The following is a 25,719-nucleotide window of genomic DNA, read 5'->3' as shown; positions in this document are numbered from 1 at the left end:
CCCCATATGAGCGCCGCAGGCAGGAAGAAGTACTACGGCAGATACCGAGGCACCGTGGCGATCAACATCGATCCCAAGCAGCTCGGCCGGCTGATGGTGCGTGTTCCCGATGTGCTCGGCAACGACTCCTGTATCTGGGCCGAGCCCGCCACCCCGCTCACCGGCACCGGCATGGGCCTGTCGTTCGTCCCCCCGGTGAACTCCGGCGTGTGGGTGGAGTTCCAGCAGGGCGACCCGAACTACGCCATCTGGACAGGCGGCTGGCGCGGCTCGATCGCCGACGTGCCGCAGGCGGCCACCAGGGCGCTGCCGACGAACCCGCCGATCGTCATCCAGAGCCAGGCCCTGAACCAGATCGTGATCAGCTCGACGCCGGGCGAGGGCATCGCCATCGAGACCGCGGCGGGCCCGCTCGGACCGAGGATCGAGATCAGCCCGACCGGCATCACGCTGTCGCTCGGCGTCGGCCTGGCGTCCATCCAGCTAATCGGCAAGACCGTGAGCATCAACGGCACGTCGCTCACGGTCACGGGTTGAGGAGGTCGCCATGCCGGCAATCGTGCATCAGGGTGCGGTCGTGGTGTGCGCGCACCAGGGCCGCGCCACCCCGACGGCCGTCGATCCCAAGGTGCTGGTCGGCGGCAAACCGGTCGTCACGCAGCGCGGGCCGTACCAGATCGCGGGGTGTGCGCTGCCGCCGCCGCCCGCGGCCAACGGGCCGTGCGTCAGTGCGATGTTCCTCACGGCGTCGCTGACGATCAAGGTGAACGGCTTCCCGGTCATCCTGGCCGGCGGCGCCTCGCTCTGCGCGCCGACGGGGACGCCGATGCAGGTGCAGTTCACCCAGATCCAGGCGCAGGGGGTGTGAGCGCGGTGGACATCGACTACCCGCTGCGCTTCGACGAGCGGGGCCGTACGGCCAGGACGGGCCGCGACGACCACATCCGCGACATGATCGAGCAGCTGCTGTTCACCCATCCGGGCGAGCGGGTCAACCGGCCCGACTTCGGCGGCGGGCTGCGTGACCTGGTGTTCGCGCCCAACAGCCCGGAGCTGGCGGCGGCGCTGCAGTTCACCGTGCAGGCGGCGTTGCAGCGCTGGCTCGGCGACCTCATCGACGTCGAGGCCCTGGAGGTGCGCAGTGAGGACTCCACCCTGCGCGTCGGCCTGGTGTACACGGTCAGGCGCACCGGCGAGCGCCGCAGCGACGTGCTCGAAGGGCCGGGTGCGTGATGAACGGGTACGGCTGCCTCGACGACACGCCCCGACGCAGGCGGGTCAGGCACGAGGGACGCAACGGCATCGACGCGGTCGAGGTCGGCGGCGACGGCACGGTGCTCCGGGTGAGCTTCATCGGCAGGGCCCCCGCGATCACCGCGGCGCACGTGCGGATCGAGGGCGGTCGCCGCATCACCGGCCTGAAGGTCGTCGGCGTCCGGCCGTGCGCGCTCGACGACCCCGACCTCGACCACGAGGTGGAGGTCACGCTGAACCGCCGGGGCGACCTGTCGGCCTACACGCTGGCCCTGGCCGACACCGGCGACGACGTGCTCGACGACCTCGACCCGGTCTACGCGCGGCGGGAGTTCTCGTTCGCGGCGGGCTGTCCGGGCGAGCTCGACTGCGCGCCCGTCGTGCCCTGCGAGCCGCAGGCCGGGCCCGAGCCGGAGATCTCCTACCTGGCCAAGGACTATGCCGGCTTCAGGCGGCTCATCCTCGACCGGCTGTCGCTGATCATGCCGGACTGGACCGAGCGCCACGCCCCCGACCTGGGCGTCACGCTGGTCGAACTGCTGGCCTACGTCGGCGACCACCTCAGCTACCACCAGGACGCGGTCGCGACCGAGGCCTACCTGGACACCGCTCGTGAGCGCATCTCGGTCCGCAGGCACGTGCGGCTGGTCGGCTACCCGATGCACGACGGGTGCAACGCCAGGGCGTGGGTGCGGCTGGAGGTCACGCACACCGCCTCGCTCGAACCCGGCTCCTTCCACTTCACCACCGGCGAGGACGAAGGGCACGCGGTGTTCGAGCCGATCGGCTCGCACGACGTGCGGGTGCGGGAGGCGCACAACCTGATCAGGTTCTGGACGTGGGGCGGGCGTGAGTGTCGTCTCGGCATCGGTGCTACGGGGGCGACTCTGCGGGACGGGTGGGCGCGGGGCAAGGAGGAGGACGGGAGGCGCTCCAGGGTGCTCGACCTTCGGCCGGGTGACGTGCTGATCCTGGAGGAGGTACTCGGCGTGCGCACCGGCGATCGCGCCGACGCCGACCCGGCGCACCGCCAGGCCGTACGGCTGACCGAGGTGCGCCAGGAGATCGACGACCTGTACGAGCAGCCGGTGCTGCGCGTGTCGTGGGCGGCGCAGGACGCGCTGACGTTCGCGTTGTGCCTGGCGACGGTGGCGGGGCCGCCCGGCTGCGCGGAGATCGAGCCGTCGGTCGCGCGCGGCAACGTGGTGCTCGCCGATCACGGCCGCACGCTCGCGGCCGAGGAGATCCCCGCGCCCGAGGTGGTGTGGGAGTGGCCGGGATGCGCCGGGCCCGGCGACCCGCTGGAGCGCGTCGGCAGGGAAAGGCACACCGATCGCCGTCTCGCCGGCACACCGGTCACCAGGTGTGCCGCCTACCCGGGGCCGGGGCAGGTCGGCGCCGCGCAGGCGGCCAGGCTCGGCCCGATCCCCGGCCTGGTCCGTGACCGCATGCTCAAGCTGTGGCGCCAGGCCAGGCACGGCAAGGCGTTGCGTGCCGCCCAGGTCGAGGAGATCGGTCTCGTGTACGGCGAAAGGGCGCTCGAACGCGTGCGTTTCCCGATGCCGAGACCACGCTCACGCCAGACGCCTTCGGCCTCGGCCCAGGCGGCGGCGCTGCGCCTGCTCATCGACACGCCCAGGCTGCTGGACAGGAAGACCCGCTGGCTCGCCGACCTGGCCGCCAGGGCGCGGGCCGGACTGGTGCTCGGCCCGGACGAGCTGGAGGAGATCGCCCAGGCCTGGGGCCCCGCGTACGCCGAAGGACTGCAGGCGGGCAACCCGGCCTTCGCCGGACCGGCGAGCACGGCCCTGCGCCAGGACCCGCGCGACGCGCTCGCCGCCGTCACCCTGCTGGCCGAACCCGAAGGCGCCCTGTGGCACGTACGCCACGACCTGCTGGCCAGTGGCCGCTCCGACCGGCACTTCGTCGCGGAGGGCGACGACGAGGGCGTGGTCCACCTGCGGTTCGGCGACGGCGTGCTCGGCCGGGCGCCCGATCTCGGCACCGCCTTCCGGGCCCGCTACCGCGTCGGCAACGGCACGGCGGGCAATGTCGGGGCCGGGGCGATCAGCCGTGTCGTCTTCCACCGCGGCGATCCCGGCATCGTCACCGCCGTGCACAACCCGCTGCCCGCACAGGGAGGCGTCGAGCCGCAGCCGTCGGCCGAGGTCAAGCTGGCCGCACCCGGCGCCTACCGGCGTGGCCTGGACAGGGCCGTCACGGCGGACGACTACGCGCGACTCGCCCAGGCGCTGCCCGGCCTGCAGCGCGCGGCGGCCCGGCTGCGCTGGAACGGCTCCTGGTACGAGGCCGAGCTCGCCGTCGACCCGGCGGGCACCTTCGACAGCCCGGACGACCTGCTGGAGCGGGTACGCGAAGGCATTCACCGCTACCGCAGGATCGGCCACGACCTGGTCGTCGAGCGGGCCCGCCAGGTGCCCCTGCTGGTGCGCATGGGCGTGTGCGTGTCGCCGCACCACGTGCGCGGCGAGGTCGAGGCGGAGCTCAGGGCGGTGCTCGGCACCGGGACGCTGCCCGGCGGCGGGCGCGGCCTGTTCCATCCCGACGCGCTCACGTTCGGCTCGCGGATCGAGGTCAGCGTCCTGGTCGCGCTCGCCCACGCGGTGCCAGGCGTCGAGAGCGCCCAGGTCCTGCTGCTCGAACGGCTCGGCGAAGGCGACAGGGGCGAGCTGGCCAGAGGCTACCTGCTGACCGGCCCGATGGAGATCCCCCGCCTGGACGACGACCCGGCCGAACCGGAGAACGGCAGGCTCCAACTGCGGATGGGAGGCGGGCGATGACCCACGACAGCGGGTGCTGCCAGGCCTGCGAGCAAGGCTCGCCGATCGCCAACCCGGCAGGACGCGACGCGCTGCGCTACCGGGTCGCCACCCACGACGGCTTCCTCAGGGCGATGCTCGCACGCCTGTCCGCCTTCCGGCTCGACGGGCGCGAACCGCTCGCCGGGCTGCGGGTGCGCGCCGGTGACGACGCCTCGATCGCCCTGCTCGACGCCTGGGCCACGGTGGCCGACGTGCTCACCTTCTACCAGGAGCGCATCGCCAACGAGGGCTACCTGCGCACCGCCACCGAGCGCCGATCGGTCCTGGAACTGGCCAGGCTGGTCGGCCACCGGCTCAGGCCGGGCGTGGCGGCGAGCACCCATCTGGCGTACCTGATCGACGTGGTGCCCGGCACCGAGACGATCGCCGCCGTCCCCGCCGGATCGCGCGCCCAGAGCGTGCCGGGGCCGGGGGAGCTGCCGCAGACGTTCGAGACCTCGGCCGAACTGGAGGGCCGCTCGTCCTGGAACACGCTGCGACCCCGCCTGACCAGGCCGACCAGACTCGACGGCGACGTCGGCGTGCTGTACGCCGCCGGGATCGCGACCGGCGTCAGGCCCAACGACAGGCTGCTGCTCAGGACCGGGCCGAAGGGGCCGGACGTCAGGGTGGTGGCATCGGCCGTACCCGAGGCGTTCGAGGACCGCACCCGGATCATCCTGCAGGCCGCGCCGCAGGGCGACGGCGACGGCGGCGACGACGGGGTGAGCGTGCCGGGCGGCGGCAAGGAGCCGGGTTCGGCCGTGCTCGGGCTCGGTGAGCTCATGGGGGCGCTCGGCAGGGCCGCCTCGACGCCGCCCGCCGCGCCCGCCCGCGACCCGGCCGAGCTGTTCGGGGCGGGCTCAGACCTGGGGCCGCAGCTGCTGGCCGCGACCAATCCGGCGATCGGTCCCATGCTGTACCAGGCGTGGTCGTCGGCCGCCATCGCGCCCAGGCCCCGCGCCGACCGGGTGCAGGTGGAGCGGCTGCGCGCCTCGCACTACGGTGCGCTGGCGCCGCCCAAGCCGGTGCTCGGCGAGGGCGGCGTCGTGATCGGCACGCAGGAGTGGCCGCTGGAGTCGTCGGCCACGATCAGCGCCCGCGTCGCCTACCGGGGCAATGTCGCCCTCGGGGTCACGGTCGAGGTGAGCGACGGCAGGCGCACCGCGACCGCCACCGCGCCCGTCCCCGGCGACACCAGGCTCGACCTGCCCGAACTCGGCACGGTACGCGTCCTGGACGAAGGGGTGGACGGCCAGTCGAGCGGGGTGATCGAGCTCACCTACGAAGGGCCGGTCACCCGCACGATCAGGATCGGCGACCCGCCCGAGCCGATCGGCGACAGGCAGGCGGCATCGGGGACCGGCAACGGGCCGCTGCCGGTGTACTTCGACGACGAGCCCGGCTTCGCCTGGCGCCCCGAGACCGGCCAGGCGCTGCGGCGCGACGACGGCAGGCGGCGTATCTCCGTCACGCTCGGCGCGCGCCCGAGAACGCTCGCCGTCGTCTACGAGCAGCCCGCCCCACCGGTGAACGGCAGGCTGCTGCCGCTCGACGCCGTCTACGACACCATCGTGCCGCAGACCATGGTCGTCATCGAGCGGCCCGGCAGGCTGCCCCTGGTCAGACTGGTCGAGGCCGTCGACGTCGTCGCGCTCACCTCCTACGGCTTCCCCGCGACCGTCACCAGGCTCACCCTGGACGAACCCTGGCTGGAGTCGAGCGACACGCTGCTGTCGGACGTGCGCGAGGTGAGCGTCTACGCCCAGGCCGAACGCCTCGACCTGGTACCCGAGCCGCGCACCGACGACGTCGAGGGCGAGGAGATCGAACTGGACGCCCTGTACGAGGGGCTCGGCACCGGCAGGCTGCTCGCGGTGTCGGGCGAGCGCACCGACATCCCGAAGGTCACCGGCGTCACCGGCACCGAGATCGTCATGATCGCCGCAGTACGGCAGGGCGTCGACCCGGGCAGAGCGGGCGACACCGTGCACACGACCGTGGAACTGGCCCGCGAGCTCGCCTACAGCTACCGGCGCGACACCGTGCGCATCTGGGGCAATGTGGTGCCCGCCGACCACGGCGAGTCCGGCGGCGAGATCCTCGGCAGCGGCAACGGCGCCAGGGCACGCCAGGCCTTCACGCTGCGCCGCGCCCCCCTCACCCACCTGGCCGCGGACACCGCGAGCGGCACCCGCTCCAGCCTGGAGATCCGCGTCGACGGCGTGCGCTGGCACGAGTGCGCCGACCTGCTCGCCCAGGGCCCGGACGCCCACGTCTACCTCACCCTCACCGGCGACGACGACAGCACCACGGTCGTCTTCGGCGACGGCGTGCACGGCGCCAGGCTGCCGAGCGGCGAGGAGAACGTCAGCGCCGCCTACCGCACCGGCATCGGCAAGGGCGGCAACGTCGCACGCGGGCAGATCACCCAGCTGCAGACCAGGCCGCTCGGCGTCAACGGCGTCGTCAACCCGGTGCGGGCCTCCGGCGGCGCCGACCGCGACACGCTGGCCGAGGCCAGGCGCAACGTGCCGCTCGGCGTGCTGGCGCTCGACCGGCTGGTGTCGGTATCGGACTACGCCGACTTCGCCAGGGGCCGCTCGGGCATCGGCAAGGCGAGCGCGCGCAAGCTCAGCGACGGTGTGCGCTCGGTGGTGCATCTGACGATCGCCGGAAGCGACGACATCCCGATCGAGGAGGGCTCGGCGCTGTTCACCGGGCTGCGTGCCGCGCTCGCCGGGCTCGGCGACCCGGCGCAGCCCGTCGTGCTGGCCGTGCGCGACCTGGCGCTGATCGTGCTCGACGTGCGGGTCGAGGTGCATCCCGACCACCGGTTCGACCTGGTCGAGCCGCTGGTGCGGGCGGCGCTGCTGGACAGGTTCGGGTTCGGGCGGCGCGACTTCGGCCAGGACCTGCTGCGCGGCGAGGTCCTGGCCACCGTGCAGGGGGTGCGCGGCGTGACGGGTGCGGGCGTCGCGGCCATGGCCCTGGTGCCGGGCGAGCTCGCGCCGCAGCAGTTGGGTGAGCTGGAACAGGCGCTGACCCGGGCCGTGCCCGACCGCATCGAGGTCGACCTCGCCCACTACGACACGGGGCTCGGCCGGGTGCTGCCCGCCCGGCTGGCCGTACTGTCCCCGGCGGTGCCCGACACGCTGATGATCAAGGAGCGCTGATCCCGTGGCCACCGATCCCGCCGACCGGCTCAACGACCTGCTGCCCGCCGTCCACCGGCTGCGCGACGCGGAACTCGGCGAGCCGTTGCGCGCCCTGCTCCGGGTGATCACCGAACAGGTGGACGTCGTCGAGGACGACATCCGGCGGCTGTACGACAACTGGTTCATCGAGACGTGCGACGACTGGGCGGTGCCGTACCTGGCCGAGCTCATCGGCTACCAGCCGCTGCACGAGCAGCCCGGGTCCGGCGGCGGGCTCGGCAGGGTGCTCACGCCCAGGCGGGACGTGGCGGGCACGATCGCGGCCAGGCGGCGCAAGGGCACCCTGGCCCTGCTGGAGCAGCTCGCGGCCGACGTGGCGGGCTGGCCCGCCCGCGCGGTCGAGTTCCACACGCTGCTCGGCCTCACCCAGCCGGTCCGCCTGTACGGCACGGGCCCGTCGGCCGACGCGCGCCGCATGACGAGAGGGCGCACAGCCGACCTGCGCGACGGCGACGCGCTCGACCGGCTCGACGGGCCCTTCGACGAACTCGCGCACACCGCCGCCGTCGGCCGGGTCGTCTCGCCGCGCACGATCGGCAGGCCCAACGTGCCGTCGGCCGGACTGTACGTCTGGCGGCTGGTCCCCATGCGGGTGAGCGAGGCCCCGGCGCACTGCATCGACCGGGCCAGAGGCCACTACACCTTCAGCATCCTCGGCAACGACACGCCGCTGGTCACCCTGCCCGTCGCCGAGCCCGAGCCCACCCACATCGCGGGCGAGATGAACGTGCCCGCCTTCATCGGCAGGCGCGTCTTCGACGACCGCACCCCCGACTACTACGGCCCCGCGCGCTCGCTGTTCGTCTGGCGGGACGCCGAACGCCATCCCGTCGCACTCGACCAGGTCGTGGCCGCCGACCTCAGCTCCTGGGCGTACCGGCCGCGCGGCAAGGAGGTGGCGATCGACCCGGTGCTCGGCCGCATCGCGTTCGCGCCGCGCGGGGCGCCCGAGTCCGGCGTGTGGGTCAGCTACTGCCACGCCTTCGCCGACCACATCGGCGGCGGCGAGTACGAAAGGCCCGTCACACCGCTCGACGGCAGGCCGCTCTACGCCGTGGGCGGGCAGCAGGGCCAGGACCCCACGCTCATGGAGGCCGTGCGCCGCTGGCAGCGCGAGCGCGACGACGACCCCTGCCTGCGCCGGGCCGTCATCGAGATCGCCGACAGCGGCGTGTACGAGGAGCCGATCGAGATCGACCTGGAACCGGGCGACCGCCTGGAGATCAGGGCGGCCGTCGGCGCCCGCCCGGTGATCCGGCTGATGAACTGGTACAGCAACCGGCCCGACAGCATGCGCGTGCGCGGCCGTCACCTCACCGAGGACGACTGCGACGGCGCCGACGCGCCCAGGCTGCTGCTGGACGGCCTGCTCGTCACCGGCAGGGGCGTGCGGGTCACCGGCCTGGTCGGCGCGCTGACGCTACGGCACTGCACGCTGGTGCCCGGCTGGTCGGTCGGCGCCGACTGCGAGCCGGACAGCGAGGGCCAGCCCAGCCTCGACCTCGGCGACACCACGGCCGACCTGCGGATCGAGCACAGCATCGTCGGGCCCGTGCGCGTGCACGACAACCGTTTCGACACCGAGCCGATCGCCTTCACCGCCACCGACAGCGTGCTCGACGCCACCGGACCCGACCACCACGCGCTCAGCGGCTCCGACGGCCGCGCCGCCCGCGCGCACGCCGTGTTCGAGCGGTGCACGGTCTTCGGCAAGGTCCACGTGCGCGTGCTCGACCTCGGGCAGGACACGGTGTTCGCCGGGAACCTGTGCGTCTCGCGCAGGTCGGGCGGGTGTCTGCGGTTCTGCTCGGTGACGCCGTGCTCGTGGACGCCGAGGCGTTTCCAGTGCCAGCCCGACCTGGTGCTCGCCGAGGTCGCACGGCAGGTCGAACTCGGCCTGCTCGACCCGGCACACGCCCCCGCGCACGAGGAGCGCGAACGCGCCCGGGTGCGCCCGGCGTTCGCCTCGCGAAGGTACGGCACGCCCCACTACGCCAGGCTGGCCGACGGCTGCCCGGCCGAGATCGTCAGGGGGGCGCACGACGAGTCCGAGATGGGCCTCTTCCACGACCTCTACCAGCCTCAGCGCACGGCCAACCTGCGCACGAGGCTCGACCAGTACACCCCGGCCGGGCTCGACACCGGCCTCTTCTTCGTCACCTAGGAGGTGGCTCGTGCACGGCGACTTCTCCCGCGTCACCTTCGACCCGGCCAAGCACTACTCGGCCGTTGTGCTGCAGCAGGGCAGGGTCCAGCTCGACGCCGACTTCAACGAGCAGACGGCTGCCTTCCTGCACCAGCTGCGCACCACGACCGCCGACATCATCGGCCCGCACGGCGGCCCCGAGGGCGACGGCTTCCTCGTCACGCCCGTGCGCGACTCGACGGGCGCCGTCGAGGACCTGGAGATCGGCCAGGGGCGCTACTACGTGGACGGCATCCTGGTGGAGAACGACGGCTCCGCCCACACCTATGCCGATCAGCCCGACGCCGTCGGCGAGCCGCTGCCCGCGGTGCCGTACCTGGTGTATCTGCGGGTGTTCGAGCGGCTGGTGACGGCTGTGCAGGACCCGTCGATCAGGGAGGTGGCGCTCGGCGACAACGGGCCGGACACCGCGGCGCGTGCGCAGGTGGTGTGGCAGGTGGTGGTCGCCGACCGGGTGCCGGGCACCGACGTGGTCGTCGGCGCGGACACCGACGCCGACACCGTGAAGGACGCCTGGCGTACGAACGTGCCCAAGACGGCCAGGCTCAGGGCCAGGGGCCGCACACCGGCTCCCGACCAGGCGCCGTGCGTCGTCTCGCCCGAGGCGCGCTTCCGTGGGGCGGAGAACCAGCTGTACCGGGTCGAGATCCACACCGGAGGCGACGCCGCCGACGCCACCTTCACCTGGTCGCGCGACAACGGCAGTGTCGTGTTCCCGATCCTGGAGCTCGACGGGGCACGCGCCCGGCTGGCCACCCTGGGCCGCGACCCCCGGCTCGGTCTGTCGCCGGGCGACTGGGTCGAGCTCGCCGACGACCACCGCACCCGCGTCGGCGAGCCGGAGAAGCTGCTGCGGATCAAGAGCGTCGACCCGGTCGACTGGTCGGTCACCTTCGACGACGAACCGGACACCACCACCGGCCGCGACCCCGCCCTGCATCCCTACCTGCGACGCTGGGACCAGCGCGAACCGCTGCCCGGGGCCCCGGGGCCCGAGCTCGGCCCCGACAACGCGCTCAGAGTCGCCGAGAGCACGACGGGCTGGATCGACCTGGAGGACGGTGTGCAGATCCAGTTCCAGCCGGACGGCGACTACGTGAGCGGCGACTTCTGGCTGATCCCGGCACGCACCGCCACTGGCGACGTGAGCTGGCCGCAGGACGCCGACGGTCCAGCGCGGCGCGAGCCCGACGGTGTGGCCGAGCACTTCGCCCCGCTGGCGCTGCTGGTCGGCGACTCCGTCGAGGACCTGCGCTGCCGCTTCCGCAGACTGGCCTGCCGCCGGGTCACGCGCGACTGAGGGCGGCTCCCGCCGCAGGCCAAGGGCCGGGAAAGATCGCGCTCCGAATCGGCGCTCACGGCCGGTCGCGACGCCCGGCCCCGCCGCCCGTGGGCTGTACTTCCCTGGACGATCTCGACCCGGGAGTGCGGTCATGCAGCCATGGGCGGCGGTGCTGGGCCTGCTCGGCGGGCTCCTCGTCGGCGTGCTCGCCGTACACGCTGTGGCGTGGGTGCTCACGCCGCGTCAGGTGCTGAGCGCGCAGCCGTTCCTGTCCGGGCATCTTCCGGCCGAGCACGCGCTGTCGCGCTTCCACGTGCGCTGGTACGCCGTGACGCTCGTCTTTCTCGCCTTCGACATGGAGATGGTCTTCATGTACCCGTGGGCGGTCGTGGTGGCGGAGGTCGGGGCGGCGGCGCTGGTGGAGATGTTCGTCTTCCTCGCGCTGCTGCTGACCGGCGTGCTCTACGCCTGGCGCGAAGGAGCGCTGCGATGGGCCTGACCTCCTGGCTCCTGGCCCGCGCCGCCGCCGCCCCGCGCCCGCTCGTGGTCACCGCCGTGTACGGCACCGCCGCCCGTCTCGCGACCGAGGCCGACCTCACCCGCAGGGGCTGGCGCCGCGCCGGGTCCCCTGGCCAGGCCGGACTGCTCGTGGTGTGCGGCACGCCGGGCGCACGGCTGTCCGAGGCCGTGGACAGGGTGTGGGAGGCGATGCCCGCCCCCCGCGCCCGGATCGACCTGCCGGGCGACGCCACGGCCGTGCGGGTGCGTGCCGCGCTGGACGCCGGGGCCGAGGCGTTGCGCGACGTCCGGGCCAGGGACGCCGACGCCGCCGCGAGGGGCGGGCCCGGCGTTTCGACCGGCGAGGTGATGATGGCCTCCCGGGGCGACGACCGCGACGGACTGCGGCTTGACCGGCTGCACGTGCCGCTCGGCCCCGTGCTGCCGTACTGGCCCGCCGGGCTGGTCGTACGGACGGTGATGCAGGGCGACGTGATCCAGCGGGCCGAGGTGGAGACACCTTCGGGCGCGGGGCCGGTGCACAGGTTCTGGGACGAACCGTGGCTGGCGGCGGCCAGGGGCGAGCCGGTCACCAGGGGAGCGGCCGAACGCCGCAGGGCCGCCGCCCACCTCGACAGCCTGGCCTCGCTGCTGTGGCTCGCGGGCTGGCCGCAGGCGGCGCTGGAGGCGGGGCGGCTGCGCGACCTGGCGCTCGGCGGCGCCGGACGGGCACGGCTCGGTCCGGCGCATGCTCGTCTCGCCCGCCGGGTGCGCCGGTCGCGGCTGCTGGGGTGGATGTTGCGCGGTCTCGGCCCGGTCGCGCCCGGCAGGCTGCCGCCCGGCGGTGCGGGGGACGTCGCCGATCGGGTGGAGTGGTGGCTGGCGGCGAGCACGGCGGCCGTCGGGGCGTCGGACGACGGCTCGCCGCTGGAACCCGGTGCGTCGCCGCGTTCGTCGGGCGACGTGCTCGCGGTGCTGCCCGAGGTGCTGGCCGGGGCCGAACTCGCGGCCGCGCGGCTGATCGTGGCCAGCCTCGACCCCGATCTCGACCGGCTCGCCGGTGACCGGGTGGCCCATGGCTGAGGTGGTGCTGCTGCCGGTCGTGCTGGCGTTGCTCGCACTCGGGGCCGCCGTGCTCGCCGCTGGGCTGCGGGCGGCCGGGGCCGAGCGCAGGGCGGTGGCGTCGGGCGAACCGCTGCGGCGGGTGGCGGCGCTGCTCGTACGCCAGCGCAGGCGTACGGCCAGGCCGGACCTGCTGCTGGTACGCCTCGGCGTCGTCGCCCTGCCGTCCGCCGCGCTGCTCGCCGCCGTCGTGCTGCCGATCGGCGAACGGCCCGTGCTCGACCTGCCCGTCGGCATCGTGTGGTTCAACGCCATGGAGGTGTGCGTCTGGGGAGCGCTCTGGCTGACCGGCTGGGGAGCCAACTCCGTCTACCCGCTGGTCGGCGCCTACCGCTTCGTCGCCCAGGGACTGGCCTACGAGCTGCCGCACATGTTCGCGCTCATCACGGTCGCACTCGGCGCCCGGTCGCTGAGCGTGACGGCCGCCGTACGGGCGCAGCGCGAGGTGTGGTTCGTGGTGTGGATGCCCGCCGCGTTCGCCGTGTACGTCGTCTCGGCGCTGGCGATGGCGTTCTGGGGGCCGATGCGCCAGCCGGTGGCGGCCGATCTGGCGGGAGGGGTGGGGGCCGAGCTGTCGGGGGCCGATCGGCTGGTGTTCCAGGCGGGGCGCTATGCGCTGCTGACGGTCGCCGCCGCCGCTGCCGTGCCGCTGTTCCTCGGCGGCGGGGCCGGGCCGGTGCTGCCCGGGTGGGCGTGGTGCCTGGTCAAGACCGTCGCCGTGCTGGCCCTGCTGGTGTGGGCCGGGCATCGGCTGCCGCTGGTCAGGATGGACAGGTTCACCCAGGTGTCCTGGCTGGTGCTGCTGCCGCTCACGCTGGTGCAACTGCTGGTCGTCGGGGTGGTGGTGCTCTGATGGCGTTCTGGGTGCTCGCGCTCGTCTCGGTCGGCTCGGCGCTGGCCGTGTTCGTCGTCGACTCGATGGCCAGGGCGACGTTCGCGCTGCTGGCGTCGTTGCTGGCGGTGGGCCTGGCGTTCCTGCTGATCGATCTGCAGTACCTCGGGGTGCTGATCATCTTGATGATGGTCATGGAGATGCTGGTGATGGCGGTCTTCATGGTGATGTTCATGATGAACCCGGCTGGGCTCGAACCGATGAAGATGATCCACAACGGCCGCGGCGCGGCGGTCACGGCGACGGCGGTGTTCGTCCTGCTCGCCGCAGGCGTCTTCCTGGTGCCGTGGCCCGCGCGCAAGGGTGTGCCGCCCGCCGACCCGACGCACGCGCTCGGGTTGTCGATCATGGGGCCGAAGATGCTCGTGATGATCGTCGTCGGGGTGGCGATCCTGGCCACCATGGTCTCCGCCGTCGTCCTGGCCACCCAGAGGGGACGCTACTCGCGATGACCCTGGAGGCCTTCCTGCTGCTGGGCGCGGCCCTGTTCGCGATCGGCCTGTACGGCACGCTGTCGCAGCAGTCGATCGTCATGCTGATGATGGGGCTGGAACTCATGATCAATGCCGTGGTCGTCGCGGGCGGCGCGTTCTGGTACTTCCTCGCGCCGGCCGAGGCCGACGGGCAGGTGCTCGTGCTGGTCGCCGTCACCGTCATGGCGCTGGAGATGGCCATGGGGTTCGCCGTCGTCACCGCGATCTTCAGGGCGCGTGAGGTGGACATGACGGACGGGGCGGGCGAGCTCAAGGGATGACCTCTCTCCTGCTTCCGGCCCTGCCCGGTCTGCCCGCCGTGGCCGGTGTCGCCCTGCTGGTGACCGGGCCGCGGCGGTGGGCCGCCTGGCTCGCCGTACCGGTCGCCGTGGTCACGCTGGGGCTCGCGGTCGCCGCGGCGGTGGTGCGGCCCAGGGCGGACGTCGAGGTGTTCGCCGGGGTGCGCTCGGGGCTCGGTGTGGACGGGCTCTCGGCCGTCATGGTGGTCATGGTGGCGCTCGTCGCGCTCGCCGTGCTGGTGTTCGCGGCCTGGGACGTGCGCGAGGACACGGCCAGGTTCTTCGGGTTCATGCTCGTCTTCGTCGGCGCGATGCTGCTCACGGTGACGGCCGCCGATCTGGTGATGCTGCTCATGGGCTGGGAGGTCATGGGCGCGACGTCCTACGCGCTGATCGGCATGCGGTGGCGTGATCCGGAGGCGGTGCGTTCGGCCGGGGTGGCGTTCGTCACCACCAGGGGCGCGGACATGGGGCTCTACCTCGCGGCGGGCTGTGCGATCGCGGGCACCGGCTCGCCGATGCTCGCCGGTCTCGGCTCGGCCGCACGGCCCTGGCTGGACCTGGTGGCGGGCGGGCTCGTCGTCGCGGCGCTCGGGAAGTCGGCGCAGCTGCCGTTCTCCTTCTGGCTGTCGCGGGCGATGGCCGGTCCCAGCGCCGCCTCCGCCCTGCTGCACTCGGCCACCATGGTCGCCGCGGGCGCGTACCTGCTGCTCAGGGTGCAGCCCGTGCTCGGCGCCACCGGGTGGGCCGCCGGGGTCGTCGCCTGGGCCGGGGCGCTGACCGCACTGCTGCTCGGGGCCGTCGCCGTCCTCCAGCACGACCTCAAGCAACTGCTGGCCGCCTCCACGTGCGCGCAGGTCGGCTTCGTCGTGCTCGGCGCGGGCGTCGGCGCGGTGGCCGGTGGGACGGCGCATCTGGTGGCGCACGCGGCGGTCAAGAGCCTGCTGTTCCTGTGCGCGGGGGTGTGGCTCACGGTGCTCGGGACCAGACGGCTGGACGGGCTGCGGGGCGCGGCACGCGGCAATCGCGTGGTCGGGGTGTGCTTCGCGATCGGCGCGGTCGCGCTGGCCGGGGTGCCGCCGCTGGCGTTGTGGGTGACCAAGGACAGTGTGCTGGCCGAAGTGCCCTCCGGCCCGATCGGCGTGGTGGCGCTGCTCGGGGCGGTGCTGGCGGCCGTGTACGCGGGCAAGGCGGTGGCCGCCGTGTGGGCGCCCGGCGGCGGGAACGGCCGGCCGGTCGGGGCGCTCGTGCGGGGGCCGCTGCTCGTGCTGGCGTTCGGGGCGGCCACGCTGGGCGTGGTGGGGGTGCCCTCGGTGTTCGCCGCGTGGGCCGGGCTGCTCGGCGTCGCGCAGGAGGGGCCGTCGGCGGGGGAGCTGGCGCTCACCGGAGGACTGGCCGCGCTCGCCTGCCTGGTCGCGGTGCTCGTGTACGCCCGCGGCGGCCTTCGCTTCCGTACGGCCGGATGGCTCGGGCTGGAGCGGGCGGCCGCGGTGTGCGTGTGGCGGCCCCTGTTGGGGGTGGGCCGGGGTCTGGCCTGGTTCGACGATCGGGTGGTGCACCGGGCGGTCCTGGGGGTGCCCAGGACCGGGACGGCACTGGCGAGGCTGGCGCGCTCGCCGTTCGAGCGTGGGGTCGAGGGCGTGGTGCGAGCGGTGGCCTCGGTCACGGGATGGCTGGGCGGGGTGGCCAGGAGGCCGCAGACCGGACAGGTCCACACCTACTTCGCCCAGGCCGCCGTCGTGTTCGTCGTCCTGGCCGTCGTGATCGCGCTGGTGAGGTGAGCGTGCTCAATCTGGTGATCTTCCTGCCGCTGGCCGCCGCGTGCCTGCTGGTCCTGCCCGTCCTGGGCGGGCGCAGGGCGGCGCTGGTCTGGGCGGTCGCGGCGGGCGTCGACCTGGCGCTGGTGGCGGCGATGTGGGCCGGGTACGGCGGCCAGGGCATCGCGCACGAGACGCGGCTGCCGTGGATCCCCTCGGCGGGCGCCGGGTACCACGTCGGCGTCGACGGGCTGTCGCTGCCGCTCATCGCCCTGACCTCGCTGCTGTCGCTGGTCTGCGCGGTGTACTCGCTGCGCGCCACCGTCCTGCCCCGGGCGTACGCGGCGCTGTTCCTGGCGTTGCAGACGGTGTCGCTCGGCGTGTTCGCGGCGCTCGACCTGCTGCTGTTCTTCGTGTTCTTCGATCTGTCGATCGTCGCGATGTACTTCGTGATCGCCGGGTGGGGGCACGGGCGGCGCGGGCGTTCGGCGCTGACGTTCTTCCTCTACACGTTTCTCGGGTCGCTGGTGCTGCTGCTGGGCTTCATCGGGCTCTACCTCGGCTCGGCCCCGCGTACGTTCGACATCGTCGACCTGACCGCCGTGCCGCCGCAGGCCGGGGGGCTGGTCCTGCTCGCGGTGGGGATCGGCTTCGCGATCAAGACGCCGGTCGTGCCCGTGCACACCTGGCTGCCGCCCGCCCACACCGACGCGCCCGCCGCGGGCTCGGCCGTACTGGCCGGGGTCCTGCTCAAGATGGGCGTGTACGGCTTCGCCAGGATCGCCATGCCGATCCTGCCCGGACCGTGGCAGCGGCACGCCTGGGTGATCGTCGTCATCGGCCTGGTCGGCGTCCTGTACGGGGCGCTCGTCGCGTTGGCGCAGACCGATGTCAAACGGCTCATCGCCTATACCTCGGTCAACCACATGGGCTACATCGTGCTGGCGCTGGGCGCGGCCGGGCTGGTCGCCGGAGACGAGGCCGCGCGCACGCTCGCGGTGTCAGGGGCGATCACCCAGATGGTCAGCCACGGGCTGGTCACCGGGGCGCTGTTCCTGCTCGTCGGCGTGCTGTGGGAGCGGGCCGCGACCTATGACATGGCCAGGTTCGGCGGCGTCGCCGCGACCGCGCCCGTGCTCACGGCGCTGACGGCCGTCGCGCTGTTCGCCTCGCTCGGGCTGCCCGGGCTGTCGGGGTTCATCGCCGAGTTCCAGATCTTCGCCGGGGTGATCGGCACCCAGGCGCCCTGGACGGTCGTGGCCGGAGGGCTCGGCATCGTCGGCATCCTCATCACGGCGGCGCTGCTGCTGCGGGTGCTGCACAAGGTGTTCCTCGGGCCGCCGGGCGAGTGCGCGGTCGGGGAGATCGCCGGGCACGAGACGGCCGCGGTGCTGCCGCTGCTCGTCCTGTCCGTGGTGATCGGGATCGCGCCGCGGTGGTTGCTCGACGTGATCGAACCGGCGTCGTCGGTGCTGGTGGAGCTGGTCGGGTCGGTCGGGCTGGTCGGGCGATGAGTGCGGCCATGGACGACAATCCGCTGGCGTTGCTGCCCGAGATGTTCATGGTGGTGACGGCGGTGGCCGGGCTGCTCACCGGGATGTTCGTCGCGCGGGAACGGCAGGGGGTGGTGGCGTGGGTGTGCGCGGGCGGCCTCGTGGCGGCGCTCGTGGCCGCGCTGGCCGCCGGGCCCGGGGTGGACCTCACGGCGTTCGCCTCCTACCGGGTGGATCTGCCCACCCAGGTGGCCAGGGTCGTCGTCATCGTCGCCACCCTGGGCGTGCTGCCGCTCGCCCGGCCCTGGGCGCGGGGCGCCGAGCGCGAGGCCGAGGTCTACGCGCTGATCGTGCTCGCCTCGCTCGGCGCCGTGCTGCTCGCCGGGTCGGCCGATCTGCTCGTCCTGGTCGCGGCGTACCTGGTGGCCGGGATTCCCGCCTACGCGCTGGCCGGGTTCGCCAAGGACGCGGCCGGGACCGAGGCGGCGCTCAAGTACTACCTGATGGGGGCCTTCCTCGGCGTGCTCATGCTGTCCGGGGTCACCCTGCTGTACGGCCTGGCCGGGGGGACCGCCTACGACGTGCTCGGGGGTGGGGTCGGGGGCGGTGTGGCGGGCGGCATCGGCGTGGTGCTGCTGCTGGCCGGGCTGGTGTTCAAGGCGGGAGCCGTACCCGGGCACTTCTGGGTGCCGGATGTGGCTCAGGGGGCGTCGAGGCCGGTGGCGGCGTTCGTGACGACGGTGCCGAAGGCCGGGGCGTTCGTGGCTCTGCTGCGGCTGGGGGAGGAGGCGCTGGGCGGGGTGGCGGCCGATTGGCGGCTGGTCGTCGCGGTGGTGGCGGTGGCGACGATGACCCTGGGCAACCTCGCCGCTTTCCGGCAGGACGACGTTCGGCGGCTGCTGGGGTACTCGACCGTCAGTCAGGCCGGGTATCTGCTGGTGCCTGTCGTCGTGGTGGGGGTGAGTGGGCTTGCGGTGCCCGCATTGCTGTTTTACGTGGCTGCTTATGCGGTGACGAATCTCGGGGCGTTCGCGGTGGTGGTTGCTGTGGGGAGGGACTCGCTCGACGGGTATCGGGGGGTCGCGCGGCGGGCGCCGCTGTTGGCGTGTGCGCTGGTGGTGTGTGTGCTGGGGCTGGTGGGGACGCCGCCCACCGGGGTGTTTCTGGGCAAGGCGTTGATGCTGGCGGCGGCTTGGGACGGGGGGTACGGGTGGCTGGCGGTGGTGGCCGTGGTCAACAGTGTGGCCAGCTTGTTCTACTACCTGCGGTGGGTGCGGCCGTTGTTCGAGCCGGGGGAGGGGGGTGCTTCCCTGGAGGGGGTGGCGGCCTGGGTGGCTTGTGGGGCGGCTGGGGTGTCGGTGCTGTTGGGGGTGGCTGGTGGGGTGGTTCTCGGCGCGGGGTGAGGTGTGGTGTGTGTGGTGTTTCGGTGCTTCGTGTTCAGGTGCTTCGTGTCAGGTAAACAGGGAGTGGCAGTGGTGGGCCAGGAAGGCGGTGATGCCGGGGAAGGCGGCCAGGGTGGAGGGGCCGGCCAGGAGGAGGCCCACGGCGAGGAGGCCGGTCATGCGCTCGGCCGGGCGCAGGGGGATCTCGGGGTGCAGCAGGCGGCGGACCCGGGTCAGCGCGGTCTCGCCACCGGCGCCGAGCGCGGAGGCGGGGGCTCGGCCGGTCGCCAGCTGGACCAGGGCCGTGGCGATGTGCAGGCGGGGATGGCGGCTGGCGGCCACGTCGTCGGCGAGGAGCTCGACCAGGCGGGTGATCTCGGTGCGGGAGCGCTCGAACAGCGGCACCCGGGGGAAGGCGAGCGCGAGCGTCTCGGCGGCTGCGAGCACCAGATGGTGATGGCCGCGCAGATGCGCACGTTCGTGTGCGAGCACGGCGGCGACCTGCTCGGGGGCGAGGGTGCGCAGTGCGCCGGTCGTGATGACCGTCCGGCCGTACCTTCCGGGCAGGCAGTAGGCCATACGCTCGTCGTAGTCGACCACGACGGCGTCGATCGTGTGGTCGTGGCGGCCGAGCAGGGCCAGCAGCGCGGCATGGCGGCGGCGCTCCGCCCTGGCCCCGAGCAGCACGGCCGAACCGGTGTAGGCCAGCCTGACCAGGACGAGCGCGGCGATCAGCAGGGCGACCTCGGTGCCCGGACCGGCCAGCGGCGCGCCTTCGGACAGCATCGCCGCGCACGCCACGAAGAACCCGGCGAGCCCGTGGCCGACGACCGAGGCGGGCACCGCCACCGCGAACGCCGCCAGCAGCACCGACACCACCACCGACGCGCTCGCCGCCTGCCACAGCACGATCGCCAGGCGCGGGGCGCGCTCGGCCCAGGTGGCCATGCCCAGCAGTCTGGGCAGCAGCACGGCGGCCACACCCGCGTAGGCGGCGAGGACCGCCGCGACGACCATCAGCGGCGTCCCTTCGGCGGGAACACCTGCAGCGCCGCCTCCAGCGCGCTGGCCTCCTCGGGCGTGAGGCGCTCCAGGAAGTGCACCAGGGTGGCGGCCTGGTTGCCGCTCCTGGCCAGGGACTCGCGCATCAACTCGGCCGTGTAGGCCTCCTTGGTCGCCACGCTCTCGTAGACGTAGGCCCTGCCGACGGGCTGGCGCTTGAGCAGGCCCTTGGTGTGGAGCTTGTCCATCACCGTCATGACCGTGGTGTAGGCGATCTCCCGCTCGGTGCGGAGATCTTCGAGCACATCCCTGACCGAGGCCGGGCGGTGGTACGACCACATCCGGTCCATGATCGTGGACTCGAGCTCTCCCAGGCGGCGCGCCATGTGCTGGTCCTCTCTCGTGCGAGTGCCTTGATAGTACCGGCGAAAGGGCTACTAGATTAGATAGTAGAATGGCCGGATGCTGGCGGGAGGCGCGATGGCGACGAGGGGCGGGCGGGTGGCGTCACTCGTGCTGCTCGTCGCGCTCGTGCTCGGCGTCGCCGGTATGCACACACTCGGGCATGTCCGCCCAGGTCACACCATGGGCGCCGCCGATCCCGCCCCTGATCCGGCCCCTGATCCGGCGTCGGTTTGCGTGGCCGTTCTCGCCTCCTCCTCGGTGTTGGTTGGGCTTGGAGCTTCGTGGGCGTTTGTCGTGCCTTGTGGGGGTGGGGTGGCGTCCGGCGTGGCCGTTTGGGTGGAGGGCTTGGCCAGGCCTCCTCCTGAACGCATCGCCGTACGGCTGGCGCGGTTGTCGGTTCTTCGCGTATAGGGCCGTTCGTTCTTGCGCGCGGGGTTCGCGTGCGTAGGCGAAGGGCTGATGAGGCGACGACCGAGAGAGAGTTCAGGCAGATGGCGTTCAGTACGTTCGATGGGTCCGGCAGGTTCGGCAGGGTTTTCGGGTACGGCGTGGCGGGGGTGGCGGTGGTCGTGCTGCTCACCGGGTGCGGCGGGGGCGCTTCCGATGCTTCCGGAGCTTCGGCTCGGGCTTCGGCTCCTGCGGCGGCGGGGGCGTCCCAGGAGGCGGCCACGGCAGCCGTGTTCAATGACGCGGACGTGATGTTCGCGCAGATGATGATCCCGCACCACGAGCAGGCCGTGGAGATGGCCGACCTCGCCTCGACCCGTGCGGCCGATGCCGAGGTCAAGGCGCTAGCCGTGACGATCAAGGGTGCCCAGGGGCCGGAGATCGAGACGATGAAGGGCTGGCTCACGGCCTGGGGCGTCACGGGAGGGCATGACATGAGCCATGGGATGCCCGGCCTCATGACCGACCGGCAGATGGCCGACCTGAAGGCTTCGACGGGCGCGGACTTCGACCGGCGGTTCGCCGAGCTGATGATCGCCCACCACGAAGGCGCGATCGAGATGGCCCGCGAACAGCAGTCCAAGGGTACTGCTCCGGTGGTCAAGGCGCTGGCCGCTGCGGTGGAGTCGGCTCAGGAGGCTGAGGTCACCCAGCTCAAGGCTTTGCTGGCAAGGCTGTAGGGCCCTTTCCGGCCGGGTCCGAAGAGGGGTCGGGCTCGGCCGGGAGGCGGGTTTCGGGTTCGGGGGGCGCTTGGTGTGGCTCGGAGGACGCCTGGTGTGGCTGGAGTGGCGGGTGTGCGCTGTGTGTGGGGGCTTGCCGGAGGGCCGGGCGGGAGGTCGCACGATGTGGCCGCTCTCGCGAACGGCCTGGAGGACTCCGGGACGAAACCCACGTAAACGTGCGCGGGGCGCACCCCTGTATGGAGTGCGCCCCGGCTACGACGATGCCTAGTACTACTTCTTGATCAGCGGTACGGCCTGGTCGATGGCGTACGGGATGCTCAGCACGGTGTTGAAGGACAGGGCGGCGCCGATCGGCGGGTCCTGGTACGTCATGAAGACGTCGCGGGACTCCTTGGCCACGGCGAGTTCCTTGTAGACGCTGTCGGCCTTGATGCGGGCCCACGGTTCCTTGCCCGTGGTCAGCCAGACGAGGCGGTCGACCTCCAGCATGTTCAGGCCTTCGGAGCCGAACTCCACGCCGTTCAGCTTTCCGGCCTTCGTGTTGATCGTCTCGGGGATGGTGAAGCCGAGTTCGGCGAGGAAGGCCGACTTGGGGTCGCCCTTCTGGAAGGCGAAGTACGTGCCGGGCTTGAAGCTGTCGGCGGCGACCGCGGTCAGGCCCTTCCATTGCGGATTGGCCTCACGGGCCGAGGCGAACTTGGCGCCGATGCCCGCGATGAGCTCCTTGGCCTTGGCCTCCTCGCCTACCGCCTTGCCGGCCAGCAGCGTCATGTCCTGCCAGGGGGCGGCGTAGGGGTCGTACCCCTTGGGCTGGGCCACCACGGGGGCGATCTTCGAGAGCTGGTCGTACTGCTCCTTCTGGATGCCCGAGTACATGGCGAAGATCAGGTCGGGCTTGAGCGCGACGACCTTCTCCATCTTGACGCCGTCCTCACGCAGGCCGAGCACCGTGGGCTCCACGCCGCCCCACGCCTCCTTGGCCCACGGCCAGTCGGTGAACGGCGTGCGCTGGAACCAGTCGACGACACCGACGGGCCGCTGGCCGAGTGCGAGCAAGGGCTCATGGTCGCTCAGGCCGATCGTGACGATCCGCTCGGGCTTCTTGGCGATCTCGGTGGTCCCGAGCAGATGCTCGACCGTGACGGGAAAGGCGGCAGGCGCGGCGGCCGACGCCTGCGTGGCATCCGGCTGAGGCGATGCGGTCTCGGTGGCCGTCGTACCACCCCCGCAGGCAGCCGTCATCGCAGTCAGCGCCAGTGCGGCCATCGCCATCAGCAGTCGGCCGGTCGTCAAGGGGTGGGGCATGTGTTCCTCTTCGGCAGTACGGGTGGTGCGGGAAATACAGGTGGTGCGGGTGGTGCAGGACGTACGGGTGGTGCGGGTGGTGCGGGTGGTGCGAAAAGTGCGGTGGTGCAGGTGGTGCGAGACGTACAGGTGGTGCGGGAGATGCGGGTGGTGCGGACGGTGCGGAAGGTTGAGGTGATGCGCGTCGTGCGGGCAAAGTGCAGGTGACGCCCGTGACGCCCGTGGCACCCGTGGCACCCGTGGCACCCGTGGCACCCGTGGCACCCGTGGCACCCGTGGCACCCGTGGCACCCGTGGCACCCGTGGCACCCGTGGCACCCGTGGCACCCGTGGCACCCGTGGCACCCGTGGCACCCGTGGCACCCGTGGCACCCGTGACACCCGTGACACCCGTGACACAAAGTGGCATGATAAGGCAAGGCTTACCTAAGTTCAAGCACCCTAGTAAGGTATGCCTCGCCTAAAATGTCGCATGATCGGATCCTAGTGACACCCCAGAACTTCCCATCGGTCAGGACCCGATCAGGACGCGCCACGGCATTCTTCGTCTCGGCCGCGGCTGTGCTGGCGCTGCTCTGTCTGCTCTCGCTGGCGGTCGGCAGCAGGCCGATCGCGCTGGGGGACGTCGTGGGAGCGCTGGTCGACCCGGAGGCGGCCGAGCCCGAGGTGGTGGCCATCGTGACGGGGACCCGGGTGATACGGACGCTGGTCGCGGTGCTGGTGGGGGTGGCGCTCGGGCTGGCGGGGGCGGTCATGCAGGGGGTGACGCGCAATCCGCTGGCCGATCCGGGACTGCTGGGTGTGAGTGCGGGCGCGGCGTTCGGCACGGTGGTGGCGGCGGGGCCGCTCGGGCTGACGGCGTTGACGGCGTCGATCTGGTTCGCCTTCGGCGGGGCCGCGCTGGCCGCTGTCGTGGTGTTCCTGCTGGGGACCAGGGGCAGGAGGGCGGCCTCGCCGGTCAAGCTGGCGCTGGCGGGTGTGGCGGTGACGTACCTGCTCGACTCGCTCACCGGCGGCATCGCACTCACCGATCCGGAGGCGCTCGACCGCTTCAGGTACTGGTCGGCCGGATCGCTCACGGGGCATCAGCTGTCCACGGTGGCGCAGGTGCTGCCGTTCCTGCTGGCGGGGACCGCGCTCGCGCTGAGTACGGCGCCCGCGCTGAACAGCCTGTCGCTCGGCGACGACGTCGCGGTGGCGCTCGGTCGCAGGCTCGGCCGGGTCAGGATACGGGCGGCGGTCGCCGTCACCGTGCTGACCGGGGCCGCGGTGGCCCTCACGGGACCGATCGTCTTCGTCGGCCTGGTCGTCCCGCACGTCGTCCGGATGGTCACGGGGCCGGACCACCGCCGGTTGCTGCCTGGCTGCATGCTGCTGGCCCCGTGCGTGCTGCTGGCGGCCGACGTCCTGGGGCGGATCGTGATCAGACCGCAGGAGCTGGACGTGAGCCTGGTCGCCGCCTTCCTGGGGGCGCCCTTCTTCATCGCCCTGGCCAGGCGCCGACGACTCGCGGAGCTCTGAACCGATGTCCATGCTCGTCTTCCGGTGGGCCAGGCCCGCCGTCTCCGGCGCGGTCAGGCCCAGGCTCGTGGTGATCTGGTGCGTGCTGGCGCTGCTGGCCGTGTTCGCGTTCGGGCTGACGCTGGCGATCGGCTCCGGCGACTACACGGTGCCCGTACAGGCGTTGTGGGGTGCGGGCGACGACCCGGCGGCGGTGTTCGTCGTCCAGGAGTTGCGCCTGCCCCGGGCCACGGTCGCCCTGCTCACGGGAGCCGCGTTCGGCCTGTCGGGCGCGCTCTTCCAGACCGTCACGCGCAACCCGCTGGCCAGCCCGGACGTGCTCGGCATCACCCAGGGAGCGGGTACGGCGGTCGCGGCGGGCATCGTGCTCGGCCTGACCGGACTCGGCACCCAGGCGCTGGGCCTGGCGGGCGCGCTCGCGGCCGGAGCGCTGATCTACACGCTGGCCTGGAACAGGGGCACGACCGGCTACCGGATCGTCCTGGTCGGCATCGGCGTGAGCTGGATCTGTGTCAGCGTCACCAGCTACCTGCTCAGCCGGGCCGAGCTGTACCAGGCGCAGAAGGCGCTCGGCTGGCTGGTCGGCAATCTCAACGAACGCGGCTGGACCCATGTGTGGCCGCTGGCGGGCGCGCTGGTCGTGCTGACGCCGCTGACCCTGCTCATGGCCAGGCAGCAGCGCGGGCTGCACCTGGGCGACGAGGTCGCGACCGGCCTCGGCGTCAGCGTGCAGCGCACGCGCCTGGTCCTGCTGCTCTGCGCCGCGGCTCTGGCCGCGTTCGGCACGGCCGCGGCGGGGCCGATCCTGTTCGTCGCGCTGGCCGCTCCGCAGATCGCCCAGCGCCTGGCCCGCGCCTCGGCCCCGCCGCTGACGGCCGCCGCGCTGACCGGCTCGACCGTGGTGCTCGTCGCCGACCTGATCAGCCAGCGCCTGCTGAGCGACTCGGTGTTGCCGGTCGGCGTCGTCACGGGTGTGCTGGGCGCTCCCTTCCTGCTGTGGCAGCTGGCCAGGAGCGCACGCTAGACCTCGGCGGGCGCGCGTCCCGGGCTGCGTACCACGATCACCGCGGTGGCGACGGCTCCCACCAGCAGACCGCCCGCGTGCGCCGTGATCGACATACCGGGCATCAGGAACGTGCTGGCGACGCCGAACACGAGCAGGGCGATCGGCAGCGTCAGCCCGAGCCGATGCTTGATGGAGACGATCAGCAACGAGGAGAACAGCCCGAACACCGCCCCGGACGACCCGGCGGTCAGTGTGTCGTGGTCGGCGAGGTAGACGGCCAGCGAGCCGCCGAGCCCGGACAGCAGGTAGACGGCCAGGTACGGCAGCGAGCGCAGCACGGGTTCGAGCCGCCAGCTGGCCAGCAGCAGGAGCACGAGGTTGGCCAGCAGGTGTGCGACGCCGTAGTGCAGGAAGATGCTGGTGAGCGGGCGCCACACCTCGCCCGCGTCCACCGCCTTGCCGCTCATCTCCGTCGACTCGTGCAGGCTGCTGAGCCCGTCGATGAAGACGGCCCCGGTGTCGAAGCCCTTGGCCGAGATGATCATGATGGTGGTGACGAGCGTGACCGCGATGTTGATCGAGGCGATGATCCACATCACGGGACGTGCCCCGGCGGCGCGTGCGGGTGCTGGAGTGGTCATGGCGACCTCCT

The 25,719-nt window shown here is 72.7% G+C and carries 22 protein-coding genes; 18 read left to right on the top strand and 4 right to left on the bottom strand.

Translation table 11 applies throughout. From position 1 onward, the window contains the following. Positions 1-6 precede the first annotated feature (6 nt). The 15 genes from ACTWNK_RS29250 (at position 7) to ACTWNK_RS29180 (ending at position 18,719) form a co-directional block, all read left to right on the top strand. On the top strand, positions 7-537 hold the full coding sequence (locus ACTWNK_RS29250) for a phage baseplate assembly protein V (RefSeq protein WP_474307762.1): 531 nt from the start codon (positions 7-9) through the stop codon (positions 535-537). 10 nt (positions 538-547) lie between these two features. Then, positions 548-868 (top strand): hypothetical protein, encoded by a 321-nt coding sequence (locus ACTWNK_RS29245; RefSeq protein ID WP_474307761.1) that lies wholly within the window; start codon positions 548-550, stop codon positions 866-868. Then, entirely contained in the window at positions 865-1,233 is a 369-nt protein-coding gene (locus ACTWNK_RS29240) for a GPW/gp25 family protein (RefSeq protein ID WP_474307760.1), read from the top strand. The genes ACTWNK_RS29245 and ACTWNK_RS29240 overlap by 4 nt, the downstream gene beginning before the upstream one ends. After that, on the top strand, positions 1,233-4,055 hold the full coding sequence (locus tag ACTWNK_RS29235; protein WP_474311014.1) for a putative baseplate assembly protein: 2,823 nt from the start codon (positions 1,233-1,235) through the stop codon (positions 4,053-4,055). Before ACTWNK_RS29240 ends, ACTWNK_RS29235 begins: the two co-directional genes overlap by 1 nt. Continuing rightward, entirely contained in the window at positions 4,052-7,252 is a 3,201-nt protein-coding gene (locus ACTWNK_RS29230; protein ID WP_474307759.1) for a putative baseplate assembly protein, read from the top strand. The genes ACTWNK_RS29235 and ACTWNK_RS29230 overlap by 4 nt, the downstream gene beginning before the upstream one ends. A gap of 4 nt (positions 7,253-7,256) precedes the next feature. Then, a complete protein-coding gene (locus ACTWNK_RS29225) occupies positions 7,257-9,458 on the top strand; it encodes a hypothetical protein (RefSeq protein WP_474307758.1) in 2,202 nt (733 codons plus the stop codon). A 10-nt stretch (positions 9,459-9,468) separates the two neighbouring features. Continuing rightward, positions 9,469-10,800 carry a DUF6519 domain-containing protein gene (locus ACTWNK_RS29220; RefSeq protein ID WP_474307757.1) on the top strand — a complete coding sequence of 444 codons (1,332 nt, stop codon included), beginning with the start codon at positions 9,469-9,471 and terminating at the stop codon, positions 10,798-10,800. A 133-nt stretch (positions 10,801-10,933) separates the two neighbouring features. After that, the gene (locus ACTWNK_RS29215; RefSeq protein ID WP_474307756.1) at positions 10,934-11,281 is read left to right on the top strand and encodes an NADH-quinone oxidoreductase subunit A; all 348 of its coding nucleotides are present in this window, start codon (positions 10,934-10,936) and stop codon (positions 11,279-11,281) included. Continuing rightward, complete coding sequence (locus ACTWNK_RS29210) at positions 11,272-12,363, top strand: hypothetical protein (protein WP_474307755.1); 1,092 nt, start codon at positions 11,272-11,274, stop codon at positions 12,361-12,363. Before ACTWNK_RS29215 ends, ACTWNK_RS29210 begins: the two co-directional genes overlap by 10 nt. After that, complete coding sequence (locus tag ACTWNK_RS29205; protein ID WP_474307754.1) at positions 12,356-13,255, top strand: NADH-quinone oxidoreductase subunit H; 900 nt, start codon at positions 12,356-12,358, stop codon at positions 13,253-13,255. Before ACTWNK_RS29210 ends, ACTWNK_RS29205 begins: the two co-directional genes overlap by 8 nt. Beyond that, a complete protein-coding gene (locus ACTWNK_RS29200) occupies positions 13,255-13,746 on the top strand; it encodes an NADH-quinone oxidoreductase subunit J (RefSeq protein WP_474307753.1) in 492 nt (163 codons plus the stop codon). The genes ACTWNK_RS29205 and ACTWNK_RS29200 overlap by 1 nt, the downstream gene beginning before the upstream one ends. Continuing rightward, positions 13,743-14,048 carry an NADH-quinone oxidoreductase subunit NuoK gene (gene nuoK / locus ACTWNK_RS29195; protein ID WP_474307752.1) on the top strand — a complete coding sequence of 102 codons (306 nt, stop codon included), beginning with the start codon at positions 13,743-13,745 and terminating at the stop codon, positions 14,046-14,048. Before ACTWNK_RS29200 ends, nuoK begins: the two co-directional genes overlap by 4 nt. Continuing rightward, positions 14,045-15,847, top strand: a complete 1,803-nt coding sequence (locus ACTWNK_RS29190) for an NADH-quinone oxidoreductase subunit 5 family protein (RefSeq protein WP_474307751.1) — start codon at positions 14,045-14,047, stop codon at positions 15,845-15,847. Before nuoK ends, ACTWNK_RS29190 begins: the two co-directional genes overlap by 4 nt. Next, the gene (locus ACTWNK_RS29185; protein ID WP_474307750.1) at positions 15,844-17,337 is read left to right on the top strand and encodes a complex I subunit 4 family protein; all 1,494 of its coding nucleotides are present in this window, start codon (positions 15,844-15,846) and stop codon (positions 17,335-17,337) included. Before ACTWNK_RS29190 ends, ACTWNK_RS29185 begins: the two co-directional genes overlap by 4 nt. An 8-nt stretch (positions 17,338-17,345) precedes the next feature. After that, a complete protein-coding gene (locus tag ACTWNK_RS29180; protein WP_474307749.1) occupies positions 17,346-18,719 on the top strand; it encodes an NADH-quinone oxidoreductase subunit N in 1,374 nt (457 codons plus the stop codon). 48 nt (positions 18,720-18,767) lie between these two features. On the opposite strand, the gene ACTWNK_RS29175 is transcribed toward ACTWNK_RS29180, so the two are convergent. Together ACTWNK_RS29175 and ACTWNK_RS29170 are read right to left on the bottom strand one after the other, a co-directional pair. Further along, a complete protein-coding gene (locus ACTWNK_RS29175; protein WP_474307748.1) occupies positions 18,768-19,715 on the bottom strand; it encodes a M56 family metallopeptidase in 948 nt (315 codons plus the stop codon). Next, positions 19,715-20,086 (bottom strand): BlaI/MecI/CopY family transcriptional regulator, encoded by a 372-nt coding sequence (locus ACTWNK_RS29170; RefSeq protein ID WP_474307747.1) that lies wholly within the window; start codon positions 20,084-20,086, stop codon positions 19,715-19,717. Before ACTWNK_RS29170 ends, ACTWNK_RS29175 begins: the two co-directional genes overlap by 1 nt. Before the next feature lie 582 nt (positions 20,087-20,668). Between ACTWNK_RS29170 and ACTWNK_RS29165 the strand changes: the two genes are divergently transcribed. Then, the gene (locus tag ACTWNK_RS29165; protein WP_474307746.1) at positions 20,669-21,232 is read left to right on the top strand and encodes a DUF305 domain-containing protein; all 564 of its coding nucleotides are present in this window, start codon (positions 20,669-20,671) and stop codon (positions 21,230-21,232) included. Between the two features lie 273 nt (positions 21,233-21,505). On the opposite strand, the gene ACTWNK_RS29160 is transcribed toward ACTWNK_RS29165, so the two are convergent. Then, on the bottom strand, positions 21,506-22,540 hold the full coding sequence (locus ACTWNK_RS29160; RefSeq protein WP_474307745.1) for an iron-siderophore ABC transporter substrate-binding protein: 1,035 nt from the start codon (positions 22,538-22,540) through the stop codon (positions 21,506-21,508). Positions 22,541-23,026: 486 nt separating this feature from the next. On the opposite strand from ACTWNK_RS29160, the gene ACTWNK_RS29155 reads away from it, so the two are divergent. Then, the gene (locus ACTWNK_RS29155; RefSeq protein WP_474307744.1) at positions 23,027-24,061 is read left to right on the top strand and encodes a FecCD family ABC transporter permease; all 1,035 of its coding nucleotides are present in this window, start codon (positions 23,027-23,029) and stop codon (positions 24,059-24,061) included. Between the two features lie 4 nt (positions 24,062-24,065). Beyond that, positions 24,066-25,085, top strand: a complete 1,020-nt coding sequence (locus tag ACTWNK_RS29150) for a FecCD family ABC transporter permease (protein ID WP_474307743.1) — start codon at positions 24,066-24,068, stop codon at positions 25,083-25,085. On the opposite strand, the gene ACTWNK_RS29145 is transcribed toward ACTWNK_RS29150, so the two are convergent. After that, positions 25,082-25,708, bottom strand: coding sequence for a rhomboid family intramembrane serine protease (locus ACTWNK_RS29145; protein ID WP_474307742.1), 627 nt, complete (start codon positions 25,706-25,708; stop codon positions 25,082-25,084). The genes ACTWNK_RS29150 and ACTWNK_RS29145 overlap by 4 nt on opposite strands. Between the last annotated feature and the right edge of the window lie 11 nt (positions 25,709-25,719).

It is taken from the genome of Nonomuraea sp. IBHARD001, assembly GCF_056106265.1.
The sequence above is the reverse complement of the archived record's forward strand: the minus strand, read 5'-3'. Positions and strand labels throughout refer to the sequence as shown.